Origin of the sequence: Streptomyces sp. NBC_00885 (genome assembly GCF_045207475.1) — a bacterium.
In the GTDB taxonomy this organism is placed as follows: domain Bacteria; phylum Actinomycetota; class Actinomycetes; order Streptomycetales; family Streptomycetaceae; genus Streptomyces.
The window spans coordinates 2,735,120-2,750,192 of the sequence record NZ_CP108796.1 but is presented as its reverse complement, the minus strand read 5'-3'; the positions used below and the strand labels follow the sequence as shown (position 1 = coordinate 2,750,192).

The following is a 15,073-nucleotide window of genomic DNA, read 5'->3' as shown; positions in this document are numbered from 1 at the left end:
TGCGAAATACTGGCCGAGCTGCGGCGATGGGAAACGCCGGAAGAAACTTTCAGAATCCGGAAAGCGCGCGAGGGGTGCTGACGTGCACGAAAGCGGTACGGGGAGTGAAGCGAACTCGAAGGGCGGGAATGGTGTGGACCGCGAATTCCTTGCTCTGGAAAGGGAGTTGGCGGTCTTTCTGCGCCGGGCCCGGGCGTCCTCGGGCGAGATGGCCCGCGAGGTCCACCCCGAGCTGGAGCCCGCCGCGTACGGACTGCTGGTGCGGCTGGAGGAGGCCGGGCAGCAGAGGGCGACCGAACTCGCGGCGTACTTCGGCGTCGGCAAGGCGACGATGAGCCGTCAGCTGCGGGCGCTGGACGAGCTCGGCCTGGTGACCCGCGAACCGGATCCGGCGGACGGCCGGGCCTCACTCGTCCGGCTCACCGAAGAAGGTCTGCTCCGCTTCCGCCGAGTGAGGGACGCGAGGCGGGACCGGTACATGAGCAAGCTGGCGGGGTGGGACCGGGGGGAGATCGCGGAGCTGGCGCGGCTGCTGCATCAGCTGAACGCACGCGCGGGGAGCTGAGCGGTCCGCCTGCGGCGGGCCACGCGGCGGAGCCGCACATCGATACGGCCCCGACCCGTCCCGTGCCGCACCGGGGCTCCGCCCCAGAACCCGAATGCGACCTTCGGCCGCATGTCCTCAAACGCCGGACGGGCTGAAATCCCGCACGCGTCAGAGCTCCGCGAAGACCGCCGTCGCGTCGTCGCGGAGCTTCCAGCGGATCACCTCACCCCGCTCCCGCGCCGACGTCTCCATCGACCTGACCCGGTCGATCAGGCCCTGCGGGCCCTCCTTGCGGAGCAGAGCCATGCAGTCGGCCCAGTCGCCCTCGCCGAACATGTCGACCCAGCGCGAGGCTCCGTCGGTGAGTGCCGCCACGGCGCGGACCCCGGACCGGGGCGTCGTGCCCGTCACCGCGCGCGCCGACACCGCCGGGTCAGCCGCCGCCGTGAAGAAGCCGCCCTCCGCGTTGCGCAGTGCGTCCGCCGTGGCGTGCGAGCGCAGCAGTTCGCGGGGCAGGCGGTCGATGCGGTCGTCCAGCACCGGGCGGACCTCTCCTTTCGGCGACTCCAGCAGCAGCGTCGAGTCGGAGAGGACCAGATGCTCCACGGGGTGCGCCGGGCCGCCCCAGCGCAGCAGGACCACCGTCGCCTGAGGCGTACGCACGTGAGAAAGGTCACAGGTGTCGCTGTGGGAGTCGGCGGTGCGCCGGATTGCCTCGGAGAGGATTTCAGCCAAAGTCATATCCCGCCGTGAACCGGACAGTTCGATCAGCGCGCCGCCTAGCCTGGCGGTGAACCACGGCACACCGTGCACACATCCGTCGTCGCCCGCCGGAGGTGTCACACCGTCCAGCACCACGATCGTTCCGCCCTGGCCGGAGGCAGGCAGGGCCACGGATGCCCAGTCCTCGTTGAGCCGCTCGGGGGTGCCGGGTGCGCTAGCCAGTTCGATACGCATGACCCCAGTCTGCATGACTCCTTCACGATGCCCGCACGGAATCGCAAATGGCGCGTATTAGCAGGTCAGAAGGGTCGTGGACGCGCGGCGGCGCGGTCTTGGGAAGCTGCGGGCGCGCATCCTGCCAAAGCCCGGCCGGAAGATCCAGCCCGGACCCGCGCGCCGCCGTTTCCGTGGCCGGAGCGAGTTGTTCGTCAACTCCTCAGTGATGTTCACTCCTTCGGGTGGCGGAGCGGCCGATGCGCGTCTCCCTCCCAAAGGCGCTGGAATGGTCGTAGGCCGTACCAGGGGTGGGGCTCTCACGTGTGACCGGTCGTCATCTCTGCTTCATGGGTGGACGAGTCAAGCAAGATTGCGAGCACCGGTGCAGAACAAGCGGCCGTCCCGGACGCAGGACCCCTCGCCCGAGCCCGCCGAGCGCGGTCGCGCCAAGCGTGTGCGCAACCGCCTCGTCGCCGGCGTCGCCGCCGTCACCGTCGTGGTGGTCGCCGCGGGCGCCCCCGGCATCCTTGCCACCTCCGCCGAGCTGACCGAGTCCCAGCGCCTGGTCACCCTCGCCGGACTGGACCGCCAGGCCGTCACCCTCGCCCACTCCCTCGCCGACGAACGCGACGAGGTCACCGCGTACATCGCCGCGGGCCGCGCGGACCAGAAGGGCGACAAGGCCGCCCGGCGCGTGGTCTCCGCAGGTCTGAGCGCCCGCGTCGACCGGCAGATCGACGAGATCCGCGGCAGCATCCCCGACGACCACGCCGACCTGGGCCGCGATCTGTCCGTCGTCCCCTCCGTCCGCCGCACCGCGCTGACCGGCAAGGGCACGGCGATGGAGGCTCACCGGGCGTACACGGCCGTCATCGCGAGCCTGCACGACCTGGCCGACGAGCTGGCCGAGAAGACCCCGCCGCGCGCGGCCCACGGCACCCGGGCCCCCGCCGAGCTGGCTCTCGCCGTCGAGCAGGCCTCCGCGACCCGCGGGCTGCTGCTGGCCGCGCTGGCCCTGCCCGCCAAGCAGAGCAGCCCGGACCTCGACCCGGTCACCGGACTGCCCGTGGAGGGCGAGGACGACGACGCCGCGGACCCCGCGCGCAACGCGCTGAGCGCCGCCGCGCAGCAGTCCCGGATGCGTGAACTCGCCGCGCTCGCCGACTTCGACCGGGCCGCCGGCAAGGACGCCCGCGACTCGCTGGCCGCCACCGTGACCGGAGCCGAGGTCAAGACCGCCGAGATCTACCTCGCCCGGCTGACCGACCAGCCCGAGCTCTCGAAGGCCGACCGCAAGTCCAACCGCGAGAAGCTCGAAACCTCGCTCACCGCCCGTATCGAGCAGATGCGCGGCGTCGAGTCGACGCTCGCCGCCGAGCGGATCGAGCGCTTCGAGCAGCTGCGCGACGACGATGTCACCGCACTGGAGATCCGGGTCGCGCTTCTCGGCGGCCTGGTGATCGTCGCCATCGGAGTCAGTGCGGCCGTGGCCCGTACGCTCACCCGCCCGCTCGCCGTCCTGCGGATCGGCGCGGCCCGCCTGGCCGCCGGCCCCGAGGTCGAGGAGCCGGTCCGCTTCACCGGGCGCAACGACGAGTTCGCGCAGGTCGTACGCTCCCTGAACACCCTGCACGGCAAGGTGCGGGACCTCGGGGTACGCGCCGAACGCCTCGACAGCGACCGCGGCGACCTGGCCGGTGCCCGCGACACGCTCGCCGCCGAACTCGCCACGGGCCGCGCCGAGCTCAAGGAACAGACCGAGCTGCTGACCGCCGAGCTCGAACGCCTGCGGCACACCGTCCAGCACACCTTCGTCAACCTCTCGCTGCGCACCCTCGGCCTCGTCGAGCGCCAGCTCGGCGTCATCGAGAAGCTGGAGGAGCGCGAGCAGGACCCCGAGCGGCTCGGGACCCTCTTCAAGCTCGACCACATGGCGACCGTCATGCGCCGCCACAGCGAGAACCTGCTGGTCCTCGCGGGCGCCGAGCACAGCCACGGGCATCCCGGACCCGTCCCGCTCGTCGACGTACTGCGCGCGGCCGTCAGCGAGATCGAGCGGTACGAACGGGTCGTCATCCAGTCGCTGCCGCCGCACGCCCAGGTCGCCGGATTCGCCGCCGACGACCTCAGCCATCTGGTCGCCGAACTCCTGGAGAACGCCACCTCCTTCTCGCCGCCGGACGCCCAGGTCGAGCTGTCGGGCTGGCTGCTGGAGAGCGGCGAGGTGATGCTCTCCGTACAGGACAGCGGCATCGGGATGACCGCCGGGCGGATCGCCGAGCTCAATGCCCGTCTGGACGACCCGCAGGCGCACCAGACGCGGACGGGCCGGGACGGCGAGGGCCTCGGGCTGCGGGTCGCCGCGCTCCTGGCGGCGCGTCATGGCGTACGGGTCCAGCTGCGCGAGCAGAAGGGCGGCGGGATCGCCGCGGTCGTCGTGCTGTCGCAGGGTCTGCTGCCGGCGGGTCCGCCGGCGCCCGCGTCGCCCACGGTGACCATGGCCGGGTCCGCGCCCACGCTGCAGCTGCCGGGATCGGTGGCGGAGGCCAACTCCAATGCGCTGCCCGGCAGTTCGCGGCGAATCGACCCCCTGGTGGCGGCCGCGGAGCAGGCGATCCGCGAGGCGGAGCCGGACGCGCACGAGCGAACGGCGGACGGCGACAAGGCTGACGGGGTCGACAAGGCCGACAGGTACGACGAGGCCGACAGCATCGATGAAGCGACATTTGCGATGCGCCTGCCGGAGCCGGAGCCGGACCCGCAGTCGGAGCCGGAGGCCGAACCGCAGCCGGAGGCCGCACCCGAGCCCGAGGGCTTGGAGCCCGCTGGCGTGGAGCCCGAGCCCGCGCATCCCGCCCGGGAACGCGTCACCGACAAGGGCCTGCCCAAGCGCACCCCCAAGATCGTCAAGCCCGCCGCCGCGCCCACCGGGCGCACCGGCGGCATCGACGCCGACGCCCTGCGCCGCCGCCTCGGCGGCTTCCAGCAGGGCGCCGACTCGGGCCGCCGCGACGCCGAGGCGGAGATCACACGGCAGACAGAAGGCACACCTGCAACCGGCGCACGTACAACAACAGAAGAAGCGGGGGACACAGTCGAGGAGGCACGCAGTTGACTGCGACCGGGACATTCGGCCTGAGCAGTGAAGCCCGCAATCTGCACTGGTTGCTGAGCAATCTCGTGGAGGAGGTGCCAGGGGTGCGCTCGGTCGCCGTCGTCTCGTCCGACGGGCTGCTGCTGCTCTCCTCCGACCCCGCCCGCAACGCCGCGGCGGCCACCACCGAGCGCCCGGAAGGACCCAAGGGCTCCAGCGCCGATCTCGCCACCATCGTCTCCGGCATCGGCAGCCTCACCATCGGCGCGGCTCGGCTGATGGAAGGCGGCGGCGTCAAGCAGACGATGGTCGCGATGGCGGAGGGCAGCGTCTTCGTGATGTCGATCAGCGACGGCTCACTGCTCGGCGTGCACGCCACGCCCGACTGCGACATGTCCGTCGTCGCGTACCACATGGCGCTCTTCGTCGGCCGGGCCGGACACGTCCTCACCCCCGAACTCCGCAGCGAGCTGCGTACATCGATGGAGGAGAGCGCCCAGTGACGTCCGCCGCCGAACCGGCCCGCAGGCTCCCCGTGCGCGGCGAGGGCCGCCGCCCCGCCCGGGTCCGCCCCTACTCACTCACCGGCGGCCGCACCCGCTTCGGCCATGTGCTGCTCGTGGAGACCTTCGTGGCCGCGCTCGAAGCACCGGCCGAGCGCCGTGAGCTCCCCAAGGGCTCCTCCCGCGTCATGCCCGAGCTGCGGGCCATCGTCGAGCTGTGCCGTCGTATGCGTACCGTCGCCGAGATATCGGCGCTGCTGAAGATGCCGCTGGGTGTGGTCCGGGTGCTGCTCAGTGATCTGGCCGACCAGGGAAGGATCCGCGTGTTCGGGACCGGACACGGCTCCGGCCAGCCCGACCGCGCGCTGCTCGAAAGGGTGCTGAGTGGACTCCGCCGTCTCTGACACACTCGCCTCTGGCACGCTCGCGTCCGGCACGCTCACCCCTGGCACCCTGCCGGCCCCGCCCGGCCCGCAGCCCGAAGAGGAGCTGCAGGCCTGGCAGTTGGACCCCACCCGGGCGCCCACCGCGACCAAGATCGTCGTCGCGGGCGGTTTCGGGGTGGGCAAGACGACCTTCGTCGGAGCGGTCTCCGAGATCACGCCGCTCAAGACCGAGGCGCTGATGACGCAGGCGAGCGAGGAGAGCGACGATCTCACCGCTACGCCCGACAAGCTCACCACCACCGTCGCCATGGACTTCGGCCGGATCACGCTCGACGACGATCTGGTGCTGTATCTCTTCGGCACACCGGGACAGCAGCGCTTCTGGTTCATGTGGGACGACCTGGTGCGTGGCGCGATCGGCGCGGTCGTGCTGGCCGACACCCGCAGGCTGCCGGACTGCTTCCCGGCGCTCGACTACTTCGAGAGCAGCGCTCTGCCTTACATCGTCGCCGTCAACCACTTCGAGGGCACGGAGCGGTTCGAGGCCGACGACGTGCGGGAGGCCCTGACGGTGCCGCCCCACGTACCCGTGGTGATCATGGACGCCCGCAGCCGGATCACGGTGGTCGAGTCGCTGCTCACGCTGGTCGCCCACGCCCTCGAAGCCGTCCCCGACTAGCTACACAACGGAGAACCCCCGCCATGCGGAAGATACTCATCGTCGGAGCCGGCCAGTCCGGTCTCCAGCTCGCGCTCGGGCTCCAGTCCCAGGGCTACGACGTCACCGTGATGTCCAACCGCACGGCGGACGAGATCCGGTCCGGCCGGGTCATGTCCACACAGTGCATGTTCGACACCGCGCTCCAGCACGAGCGGGATCTCGGCATCAACTTCTGGGAGTCCCAGGCCCCGCGCATCGAGGGACTCGGCGTCTCCGTCGCCGCCCCCGACGCCTCGCGCGCCGTCGACTGGGTCGGCACGCTCGACGGCTACGCCCAGTCCGTCGACCAGCGTGTGAAGATGGCCGGCTGGATGGAGACCTTCGCCCAGCGCGGCGGCCAGCTCGTCATCCACGGCGCCGCCGTCTCCGACCTGGACTACTTCTCCCGTACGTACGACCTGGTGCTGGTCTCGGCGGGCAAGGGCGAACTGGTCTCGATGTTCGGCCGCGACGCCTCGCGCTCCCCGTACGACACCCCGCAGCGCGCGCTCGCCGTCTCCTACGTCCACGGCCTGGGCCCGCGCCCCGAGCACGCCGACTACGACGCGGTCCGCTGCAACCTCGTACCCGGCGTAGGCGAGCTCTTCGTGATGCCGACCTTCACCACCACCGGTCGCGCCGACATCCTCTTCTGGGAAGGCATCCCGGGCGGCCCGCTCGACGTGTTCCAGGACGTCAGGGACCCTGCCGAGCACCTCTCCCTGACGCTGGAGCTGATGGAGAAGTTCACGCCCTGGGAGTACGCGCGTGCCACCAAGGTCGAGCTGACCGACCCGGGCGCCACCCTCGCCGGGCGCTACGCCCCCACCGTCCGCCTGCCGATCGGCAAGCTCCCCGGCGGCGGCCTGGTCCTCGGCGTCGCGGACGTCGTCGTCGCCAATGACCCGATCACCGGACAGGGCTCCAACTCGGCGTCCAAGTGCGCGGCTTCGTATCTCGCCTCGATCACCGGACACGGCGACAGGCCGTTCGACGAGGAGTGGATGCAGTCCACGTTCGACCGCTACTGGGACACGGCGCAGCACGTCACCAAGTGGACGAACGCGATGCTCGGCGTCCCGCCCGAGCACGTACTCAACCTGATCGGCGCGGGCGGTCAGCTGCAGCCGGTCGCCAACCGGTTCGCGAACGGCTTCAACGACCCGGCCGACTTCGAGAACTTCTTCTACGAGCCGGAGAAGGCGAACGACTACCTCGCCGAAGTCTCCGCGGCGTCGTCCGGCGGCTCCGGCGCCGAGTAGCCGGTGTCCGGTCCCTCCGTGGCTCCGTCCGGGAGCGGCGGCGGGGTGTACGTACTCAGCGGGCTGCCGTCGGGGTCCGGGCGTACCGCACCGAGCAGCGGATTCGCCGCGAGGGGGGAGACCTTGACGGTGGCTCCGGGGCGCGGGGCGTGGACCACCATGCCGCCGCCCAGGTAGATCGCCACATGGGTGGCCTCGGGGAAGTACACGACCAGATCGCCGGGGCGCAGTGAGCGCAGGGGGACCTTGGGAAGCTCCTCCCACTGCTCCTGGCTCGTCCGCGGGATCTCGCGCCCCGCCGTCGCCCAGGCCTGGGAGGTCAGTCCCGAGCAGTCGTACGACTCCGGTCCCTCGGTACCCCAGAGGTACGGCTTGCCGATCTGCTCGACCGCGTACCGCAGTGCCTGCTCGCCCTCCTCGGTGGGCGTGCGGTCGCCCGCGAGCGCGCCCGAGGCGATCAGCTCCTCCTGTGCCTTGTCGGTGCCGGACTGTTCGAGCGCGGCCAGCCCGGCGATCTGCTCGGGCGAGAGCGAGGCGAGCATCGCCTCGACCGCCCTCAGCCTCGCCGTCGCGGCCTCGCTCGACTTCTTCTGCCGGGCCGCGAGGGTCTGCTCCTTGCCGAGCGCCTTGCGGGACGCGGCCTCAAGTCCCGCGGCCCGCCGTGCTCCCGTCTCCAGCCTGGCGGTTGTCGCCAGCCGTCCAAGGGCCGCGCGCTCGATGAGATGGTCCTGGTCGAGGGCCTGGCGCGGGTTCCGGGCGAGGAGGAGCTGCAGATACGAGGAGAGCTCGGACTGGCCCTGGTACTGCAGGCGTGCCAGTCTTCCCGCCTCGCCCCGGCTCGCGCTGAGGGCACTGCGCGCCTTCGCGAGCTCGCGGCCGAGCCGCGCCGTCTCGGCCCGCTGCGCGGTGAGCTCCTCCTCCGTCGTGTTGTACCTCTCACCGGCCGCCTCCGCCTGCCGGTACAGGGTTTGAAGCTGCGTCAGCATCCGGCTGAGGTTCGCCGTCGGATCGGCGGCGGGTTCGGCCGCGGCGGGCACCGCCGCGAGAGCGGTCGCGGCTGCCAGCGCTGCGGTACAGACGGATCGGAGCACGCTGCCTGACATCTCGTCACCTCCGGCTGTGGGGTGGGCCGTGCGCCCCATCGTGGGAGCGCGCAACCGGGAGCGCCCGGCGGGTGGTCGATTCAGCGCAACGCGGTCACTCGTCGAGAGGGAGTGCGGCCCGCCTCCGGCGTGTCAGTCCACCGGCAGCGCGTAGAAGGTCCGCTCCCGCTGGACGACGAGCATCCGGCCGCCGCCCTGCAGCGGCACATAGCGCGGGCCGCCCGGGACGTCGCTCGCACCCGCCTCCTGGAACTTCCACAGCCGCCTGCCGTCGCGCCCGGCGAACGCGGTGAGCTGCACGCCGTCGCCCGCGAGCACCGTGCCGCCGCTCGCGCTGACCGCGGTCGCCGGGACGCTGCTCCAGACCGGCGCCTCGGTGGAGCGCCGCCACAGGGCGCGGCCAGTCGCCGTGTCGACGGCGCACACCTCCTGATGGCGGTTGGCGACATAGAGCGCCGAACCCCGCAGGACCCCCTTCCCGAAGGGGAAGACCCCGGTCTCACCGGGCGCGAGAGCGGCGCCGGCCAGCCGCCACAGCCGCTTCCCGCCGCTGCCGGCGTACGCGTGCAGCTCGCCCGCCGACGTGGCGAAGACCTTGTCCGCCGCATCGCCGGTCAGCGCCGCGGTGGGCGCGATGCCCGGGAGCGCGAGCGTCTGCAACTGCCTGCCCGTCTTCCGGTCGAAGGTGAGCAGCACGGACGCGCCCTTGGACGCCCTGCGCTGTACGAGGGTCAGCGACGCCGCGTCCTGACGCACGACGATGTCGGCGGCGCGGACGGCGATCAGGTCGTACCGCGGGATCGCGGGCGGCTGCCCCTTGGTGATCTGCGTGCGCCACTGCCAGGTGCGTGCGACCAGGTCGTACGCGAGGAAGTGCGCGGTGGTCGCGGCGCCCTTCTTGATGTGCCCGGTCATCCAGAGCGTGCTGCCGTCCCAGCCCGTGACGGTCCCGACGGTCAGGGTCTCGCCGGGGCCCAGGAGGGTGGTCTTGGCGACCCGGTGCTTGATCCGGCCGTCCCGTACGGAGATCCAGAGGAACTCCGACTCGCCGTCGACGAAGCAGAGCTCGGCGTCCACGGGTACGGCACGGGAGGGCGAGGCGGCCTCCGCGATCTGCCAGAGCCGGCGTCCGCTGCGCACATCCACGCCGACGGCATGGTCGGTGCCGGTCAGGACCAGCACCTTGTCGCCCCAAGCGGTCGCGTTCGGCGGCGCGTCGTCCTCCTTGCCGGGGTGCTCGTAGCGCCAGACGGGCTCGGGCGGCACTCCGGCGACGCGGGTGCGCGAGGGAGTGGGGGCCGGTTTGGCGACGGTCTTTGACGCATCGTCACCGAGGGCGTGGACGGCGCCGCCGCCGAGCGCGATACCGGCGACCCCGGCGGCGATCCCGACGAGCAGCGCACGCCGATCGGGCGCGGCCGGCGGTGGCGGGGACAGGGGCGCCGGTGCCGGTGCGGGCACCGGCAGGGGTGCGGGGGGCAGGGCCGGGGCGGCCGCAGGCACGACGGGTGCGACCGGAGCGGCAGGTGCGACCGGAGCGGTCCGGGCGCCGGGCACCCCCAGGGCAGCGGTCTCCCGGTCGACGCCCCGCCCACGGACGACGAGGGTGTCGCCGCCGGTGACGAGCTGTCCGCCCTCGGGTGCGCCCACCGTGCCCTGGCTGCCGCCCGCATGCTGCTGGGGGATCGCATCCGTCGGCCCGGAGCCGGCCTGCGCCGGCTCACCCCCCGACCGCAGGGACTCGACCTCCGCCGCCTGCGCCTGGACCGCTTGGACCAGGCCCGGCGGAAGCCAGCCGTCCCGGGCCAGGGCTGCCGCGCCCTCCAGGGCCAGTTCCGCCGCCACCGTGCCCGCCGACGGGCGGTCCTCCGGAAGCTTCGCCAGGCAGCTCGCCACGAGCGAACGCAGCTCGGAGGGCACGCCGTCCAGTTCCGGCTCGGCGTGCGCGATCCGGTCCGCGTCGCCCAGCGGCGTCGTGCCCGTCGCCGCGTACGCCAGCAGCAGACCGAGTACGAAGATGTCGGAGGCCGGTCCGGGCTGCGAACCCGACGCCTGTTCCGGGGTCAGATAGCCGAGCCTGACGGTCAGTTGCCCGTCCGGATGCGCCTCGGCGACGGCCGCCGCGCCCAGGGCGCCGAAGGCCGTGAGTCGCGGCCCGTCCGCCGCGAGCAGCACGGTGTCGGGCGCGAGACCGTGCAGCACCGCCCCGCCCGCGTGCACCCGCGACAGGGTTTCCGCGAGTCCCGCGCCCAGGGTCCGCAGCGCCCGCTCCGGCAGCGGACCGCCCAGCGCGATCGCCTCACGCAGGCTCAGTGCCGGTACGTAGGGGCTCGCCGTCCACATCGGATCCCCGTCCGTACGGGACTCGATGGGTGCCACCCAGCCGCCGGCGAGCCGTTCCGTTCTGCGCGTCTCCGAGCGGAAGCGGCTTCTGAAGGCCGCAAGGGCGGCGAGTTCGGGCCTGGCCACGGAGACGACCGAGACCGCACCGTCCGCACCGTCCGCGAGATACCGGACGCAGACCGCCGACTCCCCGAAGCGCGCCAGCGTGGTGTACGGGCCGATCTGGCGCGGATCGTCCTGCTGCAGCGGCTCCATGGCGAGCATCCCCCCTGACGGACAGTCCAGTGATCTTATGGCGCGCCGTTCGGCTTCGACCAGGGCCACTTGAGGGTGCGCCGCTCCACACCCCCCGGTGCGTACTCGTACTTCCAGCCGCGCTGCAGACGGAGCCGCTTGGTGTAGCCGGACGGGACGCGCCGGTAGGCGTACACGGTCGGCGGCGTGCCGTCGTCGTTCGGGACAGGGACCTTGTACCACTTCGGGGGATGGCCGGTCGGCCCGACCAGCACCGGCAGGACGCGCCCGTCCAGCGGCCCGCCCTCGAAGGGGGTGTTCTCGCTTCTCACACGGGCCAGTCTCACGCAGGGCCCGTCCGCCGCCGTCACCGGGCGCGCCGCGGCGTGGCATGCACCCGTTGGAGTGCAGCGCGCGCCCCGCCCGGCAGGCACCGTTGACGCCTCAGGAGCAGTGGCGTATCACTTTCGGCTACTGCCAAAACCCCCCTTTGGGCCGGAGGTGTTACTCCTGTGAGACCGCGCCGGCCCGGGAGACGCTGATGCGTGAACCCGAACCGCTGGGTGTACCGCTCGCCGACGTCCTGCTTCTGGGCGGCACGGTCGCACCGGGACCCGGCGGCAGACCGGCCCTGTGGAATGTGTCCACGGGCAGGCCCGCCTGTCTCACCGCCGTCGACCCGGCCACCGGCGAACAGCTGGTCAGCGCGCCGCTCGCCGACGCGGACGGCGCCTGGGCCCTCACCTCCGCGCCCGACGGCGTCTACGCGGGGACGTACAGCAACGCGCATCTGTACCGCTGGCGGCCCGGCGCGGGCGACGAGGCCGAGGATCTCGGGCAGCCGCTCGACGGGGAGTCCTTCGTCTGGTCGCTGGCCTGCGACGAGGACGGCGCGGTCTGGGGCGGCACCTTCCCCGGGGGGAGGGTGTTCCGCTTCGACCCGGCGGCCAAGGAGTACACCGACTTCGGGCAGGTCGTCGCGGGCCAGTCGTACGTACGGAGCATCGCCTGCGCCGGCGGCAAGGTCTACTCCGGTTCGTACGCGGCCGCCCACATCGCCGAACTGGACCCGGCGACCGGGTCCGTCACCGAACTCCCCATGCCCCCGAGCCTGGACTCCGCCGAGTCGAAGGCCGTCTACGACCTGGACGCCCACGACGGACGGCTGTACGCACGCATCGGCTCCGACCTGCCGGGACCGCTCTTCGTCTACGACCTCCAGGCGCGCGCCTGGACCGACGAGATCCCCGGCGCACACGGCCTGACGGTCGCCCCGCCCGACCCCGGCGGTGGCATCCATCTCGTCCAGCACGGCGAACTGCACCGCTACGACCCGGCCACCCGGCAGCTCACCAGCACCGGTCTCACCTTCACCGGCAAGATGCAATGCGTCCGCTCCTTCGGCTGGGCCGAGCTGCTGCTCGACGACTGGCCGGGCCAAAGCGTCGTGGGCACGCTCTCGCGCGGCGAGATGTTCCGCTACAACCCGGCCACCGGCGCGTACGCGATCACGGACACGGGGATCACCAAGAGCCCGATCGAGATCCTCGCGCTCGGCGCGGGCGACGGCGAGACCCTTTATGCGGGCGGCTTCCTCAACGGCGGTCTGGCCTCGGTGAACACCGCCACCGGCGCCACGGAATCCCACCGTTTCGGGCAGACGGAGTGCATCCTGCCCGCCTCCGACGGCTCCGTATGGCTCGGTCTCTATCCCGAGGCCAGGCTCTACCGGTACCGGCCCGACCGGCCCTGGAACAGCCCCGAATACTCGCCGGGCGGCCCGTCCGGCACCCCGGTCAACCCCGAGCCGGTCCTCAACCTCGCGCCGCATCTGCAGATGCGTGCCAAATGCCTGGTGGAGGCCGACGGGAAGATCGTCGTGGGCACGGTCCCCGAGGGCGACCGGCTCGGCGGCGGGCTCGCGATCCACGATCCGGCGGCCGGGACCTACCGGTTCGTCCGCCATGTGGTCGAGGACCAGTCCGTGTTCTGTCTGACCGCGCACGAGGGTGTGGTCTACGGAGGGGCGTCGATCACCGGAGGGCTCAGCACCACCGAGTACACCCGGGAGTCGGGCGCGGTGTTCGCGTGGGACATGCAAGCGGGCGAAAAACTCTGGGAGTTGGAGCCCGTCCCCACGGAGCGGTCGGTCAGCGCCGTGGCGATCGGCCCCGACGAAAGGCTGTGGGGCCTCGCCGGTCACACGCTCTTCGCGGTCGATCTCGGAAGTCAACAGGTGGTGCGCCAGTACAGGTTGGGCAGCAGAAGCGCGGCGGGGTCCATCGTGATCTCCCGGGAAAGGCTGTACGTGAGCGTGGACAACGCATTGATCTACCGGGTCGATCCCTACGCGGAGGACGATGAACCGGCGCTCGTGGTGGGCTTCGTGCACAGGCGGCTGTGTGTCCACAGTGACGGCAGCTTCTCTTTGAACCGTGGACCCGAGCTGTTCCGGGTGGTTCCCCGTTACTGACTCATTGACAGGTCAAATCCCCCGCGACTAGTTTCGGCCCAGGCCGAAACAGCCGGGCTCCGTGCTCCCTTCGTATCAGGCCTTCCGGAGGCCCCCATGAAGACAGGCTTCAAGCGCGCCACCGCACCTCTCGCACTGTTCATGCTCGCCGCCTCGCTCTCCGCATGCGGGGACGGCGACGCGGGCTCGGACTCGAAGAAGGTCACCGTCTGGATGTATCCGGTGATCGCCGACCCGAAGGCCAGTGCGGCCTACTGGGACGGCATCGAGAAGGCCTTCGAGAAGGCGGCACCGGGCACCTCGCTCACCATCGAGCAGCAGCCGTGGGAGAACCGCGACCAGAAGATCGCCACCGCGTTCGGCGGCGGAAAGGGTCCGGACGTCGTCCTGCTGACGCCGGACCAGATTCCCCAGTTCTCCGCCAATGGCGCCATCAGGCCGGTGGACGGGGCGCTCAAGGACAGCACCGGAAAGTTCCTGCCCGCGACGATGGACGCGATGAAGCAGGACGGCAAGATCTACGGCGCGCCGATCTACCAGACCATCACGACCACCATCTACAACAAGAAGCTGCTGACCCAGGCCGGTATCACCACACCGCCCGCCACCTGGGACGAGATCAAGGCCGCAGCCCCCAAGCTCAAGCAGAAGGGCGTGGCTCTCCTCGACTACTCAGCCAGCAACGAGGCCTCGCTGAACCTCAACTTCTATCCGCTGCTGTGGCAGGCGGGCGGCACCGTATTCGCCAAGGACGGCAAGAAGGTCGCCTTCAACAGCCCCGAGGGCGTCGAGGCGCTCACCTTCCTGACCGACCTCTACAAGGCGGGCTCGGTCCCCAAGTCGTCGATGACGAACACCAACCTGCTCGCCGACCAGGCACTGGGCAAGCAGCAGGCCGCCATGGGCTTCTCCGTCGTCCTCGCAGACGCGGAACTGGCCGCCAAGACCTGGGGCAACGAGAACGTCGTCGTGGGTGCGCCGCTCAAGGGTCCCGCCCGGGAGGTCGCCTTCGGCATCCCCGGGGCGCTCAGCGTCAACGCCAAGTCCAAGAACACGGCGGGCGCGGAGAAGTTCCTCGCCTTCATGACAGCGCCGGAGCAGATCAAGTCCCTGGGCAAGGCCAGCGGCTACTTCTCACCCCGTACGGACGTGAGCGTGCCGAACGCCTCGCCGTACGCGAAGCAGTACCAGGCCGCACTGTCCAATGTCTCTCCCGGTGAGCCCAATCCCGCCGCACGCCAGCTGATGGGCCTGCTCGCACCGGAGATCCAGGCGGCGCTGCTGGGCAAGAAGAGTCCCAAGGACGCGCTGGACGACGCGGCCAAGGCGGCCGACGACCTGCTGGCGCGACAGCGTTGAGTGAGGCAGTCACAGACGAGGCGGTCCCGGACGAGACAGACCCGGACGGGACGGTCCCGGACGGGGCGGCCACGCGCAAGACGGCGACGCACGAGGCTGCCGCGCGCCGGCCTGGCCGGCGCCAGGGGCG

General features: G+C 71.5%; 12 protein-coding genes. 8 read left to right on the top strand and 4 right to left on the bottom strand.

The features are described from left to right. Positions 1-82 precede the first annotated feature (82 nt). Positions 83-565 carry a MarR family transcriptional regulator gene (locus tag OHA61_RS12015; RefSeq protein ID WP_324986123.1) on the top strand — a complete coding sequence of 161 codons (483 nt, stop codon included), beginning with the start codon at positions 83-85 and terminating at the stop codon, positions 563-565. A gap of 150 nt (positions 566-715) precedes the next feature. Here the strand turns inward: OHA61_RS12015 and OHA61_RS12010 are convergent, their stop codons facing one another. After that, on the bottom strand, positions 716-1,504 hold the full coding sequence (locus tag OHA61_RS12010; protein ID WP_406307328.1) for a hypothetical protein: 789 nt from the start codon (positions 1,502-1,504) through the stop codon (positions 716-718). Positions 1,505-1,868: 364 nt separating this feature from the next. Here OHA61_RS12010 and OHA61_RS12005 point away from each other — a divergent pair, with 364 nt between their 5' ends. From OHA61_RS12005 to OHA61_RS11985, 5 genes are read left to right on the top strand one after another with little or no spacing between them, the layout of a single operon-like run. Beyond that, a complete protein-coding gene (locus tag OHA61_RS12005) occupies positions 1,869-4,601 on the top strand; it encodes a nitrate- and nitrite sensing domain-containing protein (RefSeq protein WP_406303071.1) in 2,733 nt (910 codons plus the stop codon). Further along, positions 4,598-5,083, top strand: a complete 486-nt coding sequence (locus tag OHA61_RS12000; RefSeq protein WP_389370226.1) for a roadblock/LC7 domain-containing protein — start codon at positions 4,598-4,600, stop codon at positions 5,081-5,083. Before OHA61_RS12005 ends, OHA61_RS12000 begins: the two co-directional genes overlap by 4 nt. Next, a complete protein-coding gene (locus OHA61_RS11995) occupies positions 5,080-5,487 on the top strand; it encodes a DUF742 domain-containing protein (RefSeq protein WP_266487319.1) in 408 nt (135 codons plus the stop codon). The genes OHA61_RS12000 and OHA61_RS11995 overlap by 4 nt, the downstream gene beginning before the upstream one ends. Next, positions 5,468-6,148, top strand: a complete 681-nt coding sequence (locus OHA61_RS11990; RefSeq protein WP_406303070.1) for a GTP-binding protein — start codon at positions 5,468-5,470, stop codon at positions 6,146-6,148. The genes OHA61_RS11995 and OHA61_RS11990 overlap by 20 nt, the downstream gene beginning before the upstream one ends. Positions 6,149-6,171: 23 nt before the next feature. Beyond that, positions 6,172-7,431: a styrene monooxygenase/indole monooxygenase family protein gene (locus tag OHA61_RS11985; protein ID WP_406303069.1), complete on the top strand. Its 1,260-nt coding sequence runs from the start codon at positions 6,172-6,174 to the stop codon at positions 7,429-7,431. Here OHA61_RS11985 and OHA61_RS11980 read toward each other — a convergent pair. The 3 genes from OHA61_RS11980 to OHA61_RS11970 all read right to left on the bottom strand — a co-directional run bounded on the left by OHA61_RS11980 (position 7,380) and on the right by OHA61_RS11970 (position 11,443). Continuing rightward, positions 7,380-8,534 (bottom strand): NlpC/P60 family protein, encoded by a 1,155-nt coding sequence (locus OHA61_RS11980; protein WP_406303068.1) that lies wholly within the window; start codon positions 8,532-8,534, stop codon positions 7,380-7,382. The genes OHA61_RS11985 and OHA61_RS11980 overlap by 52 nt on opposite strands. A 132-nt stretch (positions 8,535-8,666) precedes the next feature. Further along, positions 8,667-11,132 carry a PQQ-binding-like beta-propeller repeat protein gene (locus OHA61_RS11975; protein ID WP_406303067.1) on the bottom strand — a complete coding sequence of 822 codons (2,466 nt, stop codon included), beginning with the start codon at positions 11,130-11,132 and terminating at the stop codon, positions 8,667-8,669. A gap of 35 nt (positions 11,133-11,167) precedes the next feature. Then, positions 11,168-11,443 carry a hypothetical protein gene (locus OHA61_RS11970; protein ID WP_406303066.1) on the bottom strand — a complete coding sequence of 92 codons (276 nt, stop codon included), beginning with the start codon at positions 11,441-11,443 and terminating at the stop codon, positions 11,168-11,170. A 209-nt stretch (positions 11,444-11,652) separates the two neighbouring features. On the opposite strand from OHA61_RS11970, the gene OHA61_RS11965 reads away from it, so the two are divergent. Beyond that, entirely contained in the window at positions 11,653-13,584 is a 1,932-nt protein-coding gene (locus OHA61_RS11965; protein WP_406303065.1) for a hypothetical protein, read from the top strand. 96 nt (positions 13,585-13,680) lie between these two features. Beyond that, the gene (locus OHA61_RS11960) at positions 13,681-14,943 is read left to right on the top strand and encodes an ABC transporter substrate-binding protein (protein WP_406303064.1); all 1,263 of its coding nucleotides are present in this window, start codon (positions 13,681-13,683) and stop codon (positions 14,941-14,943) included. The last annotated feature ends 130 nt before the right edge of the window (positions 14,944-15,073 follow it).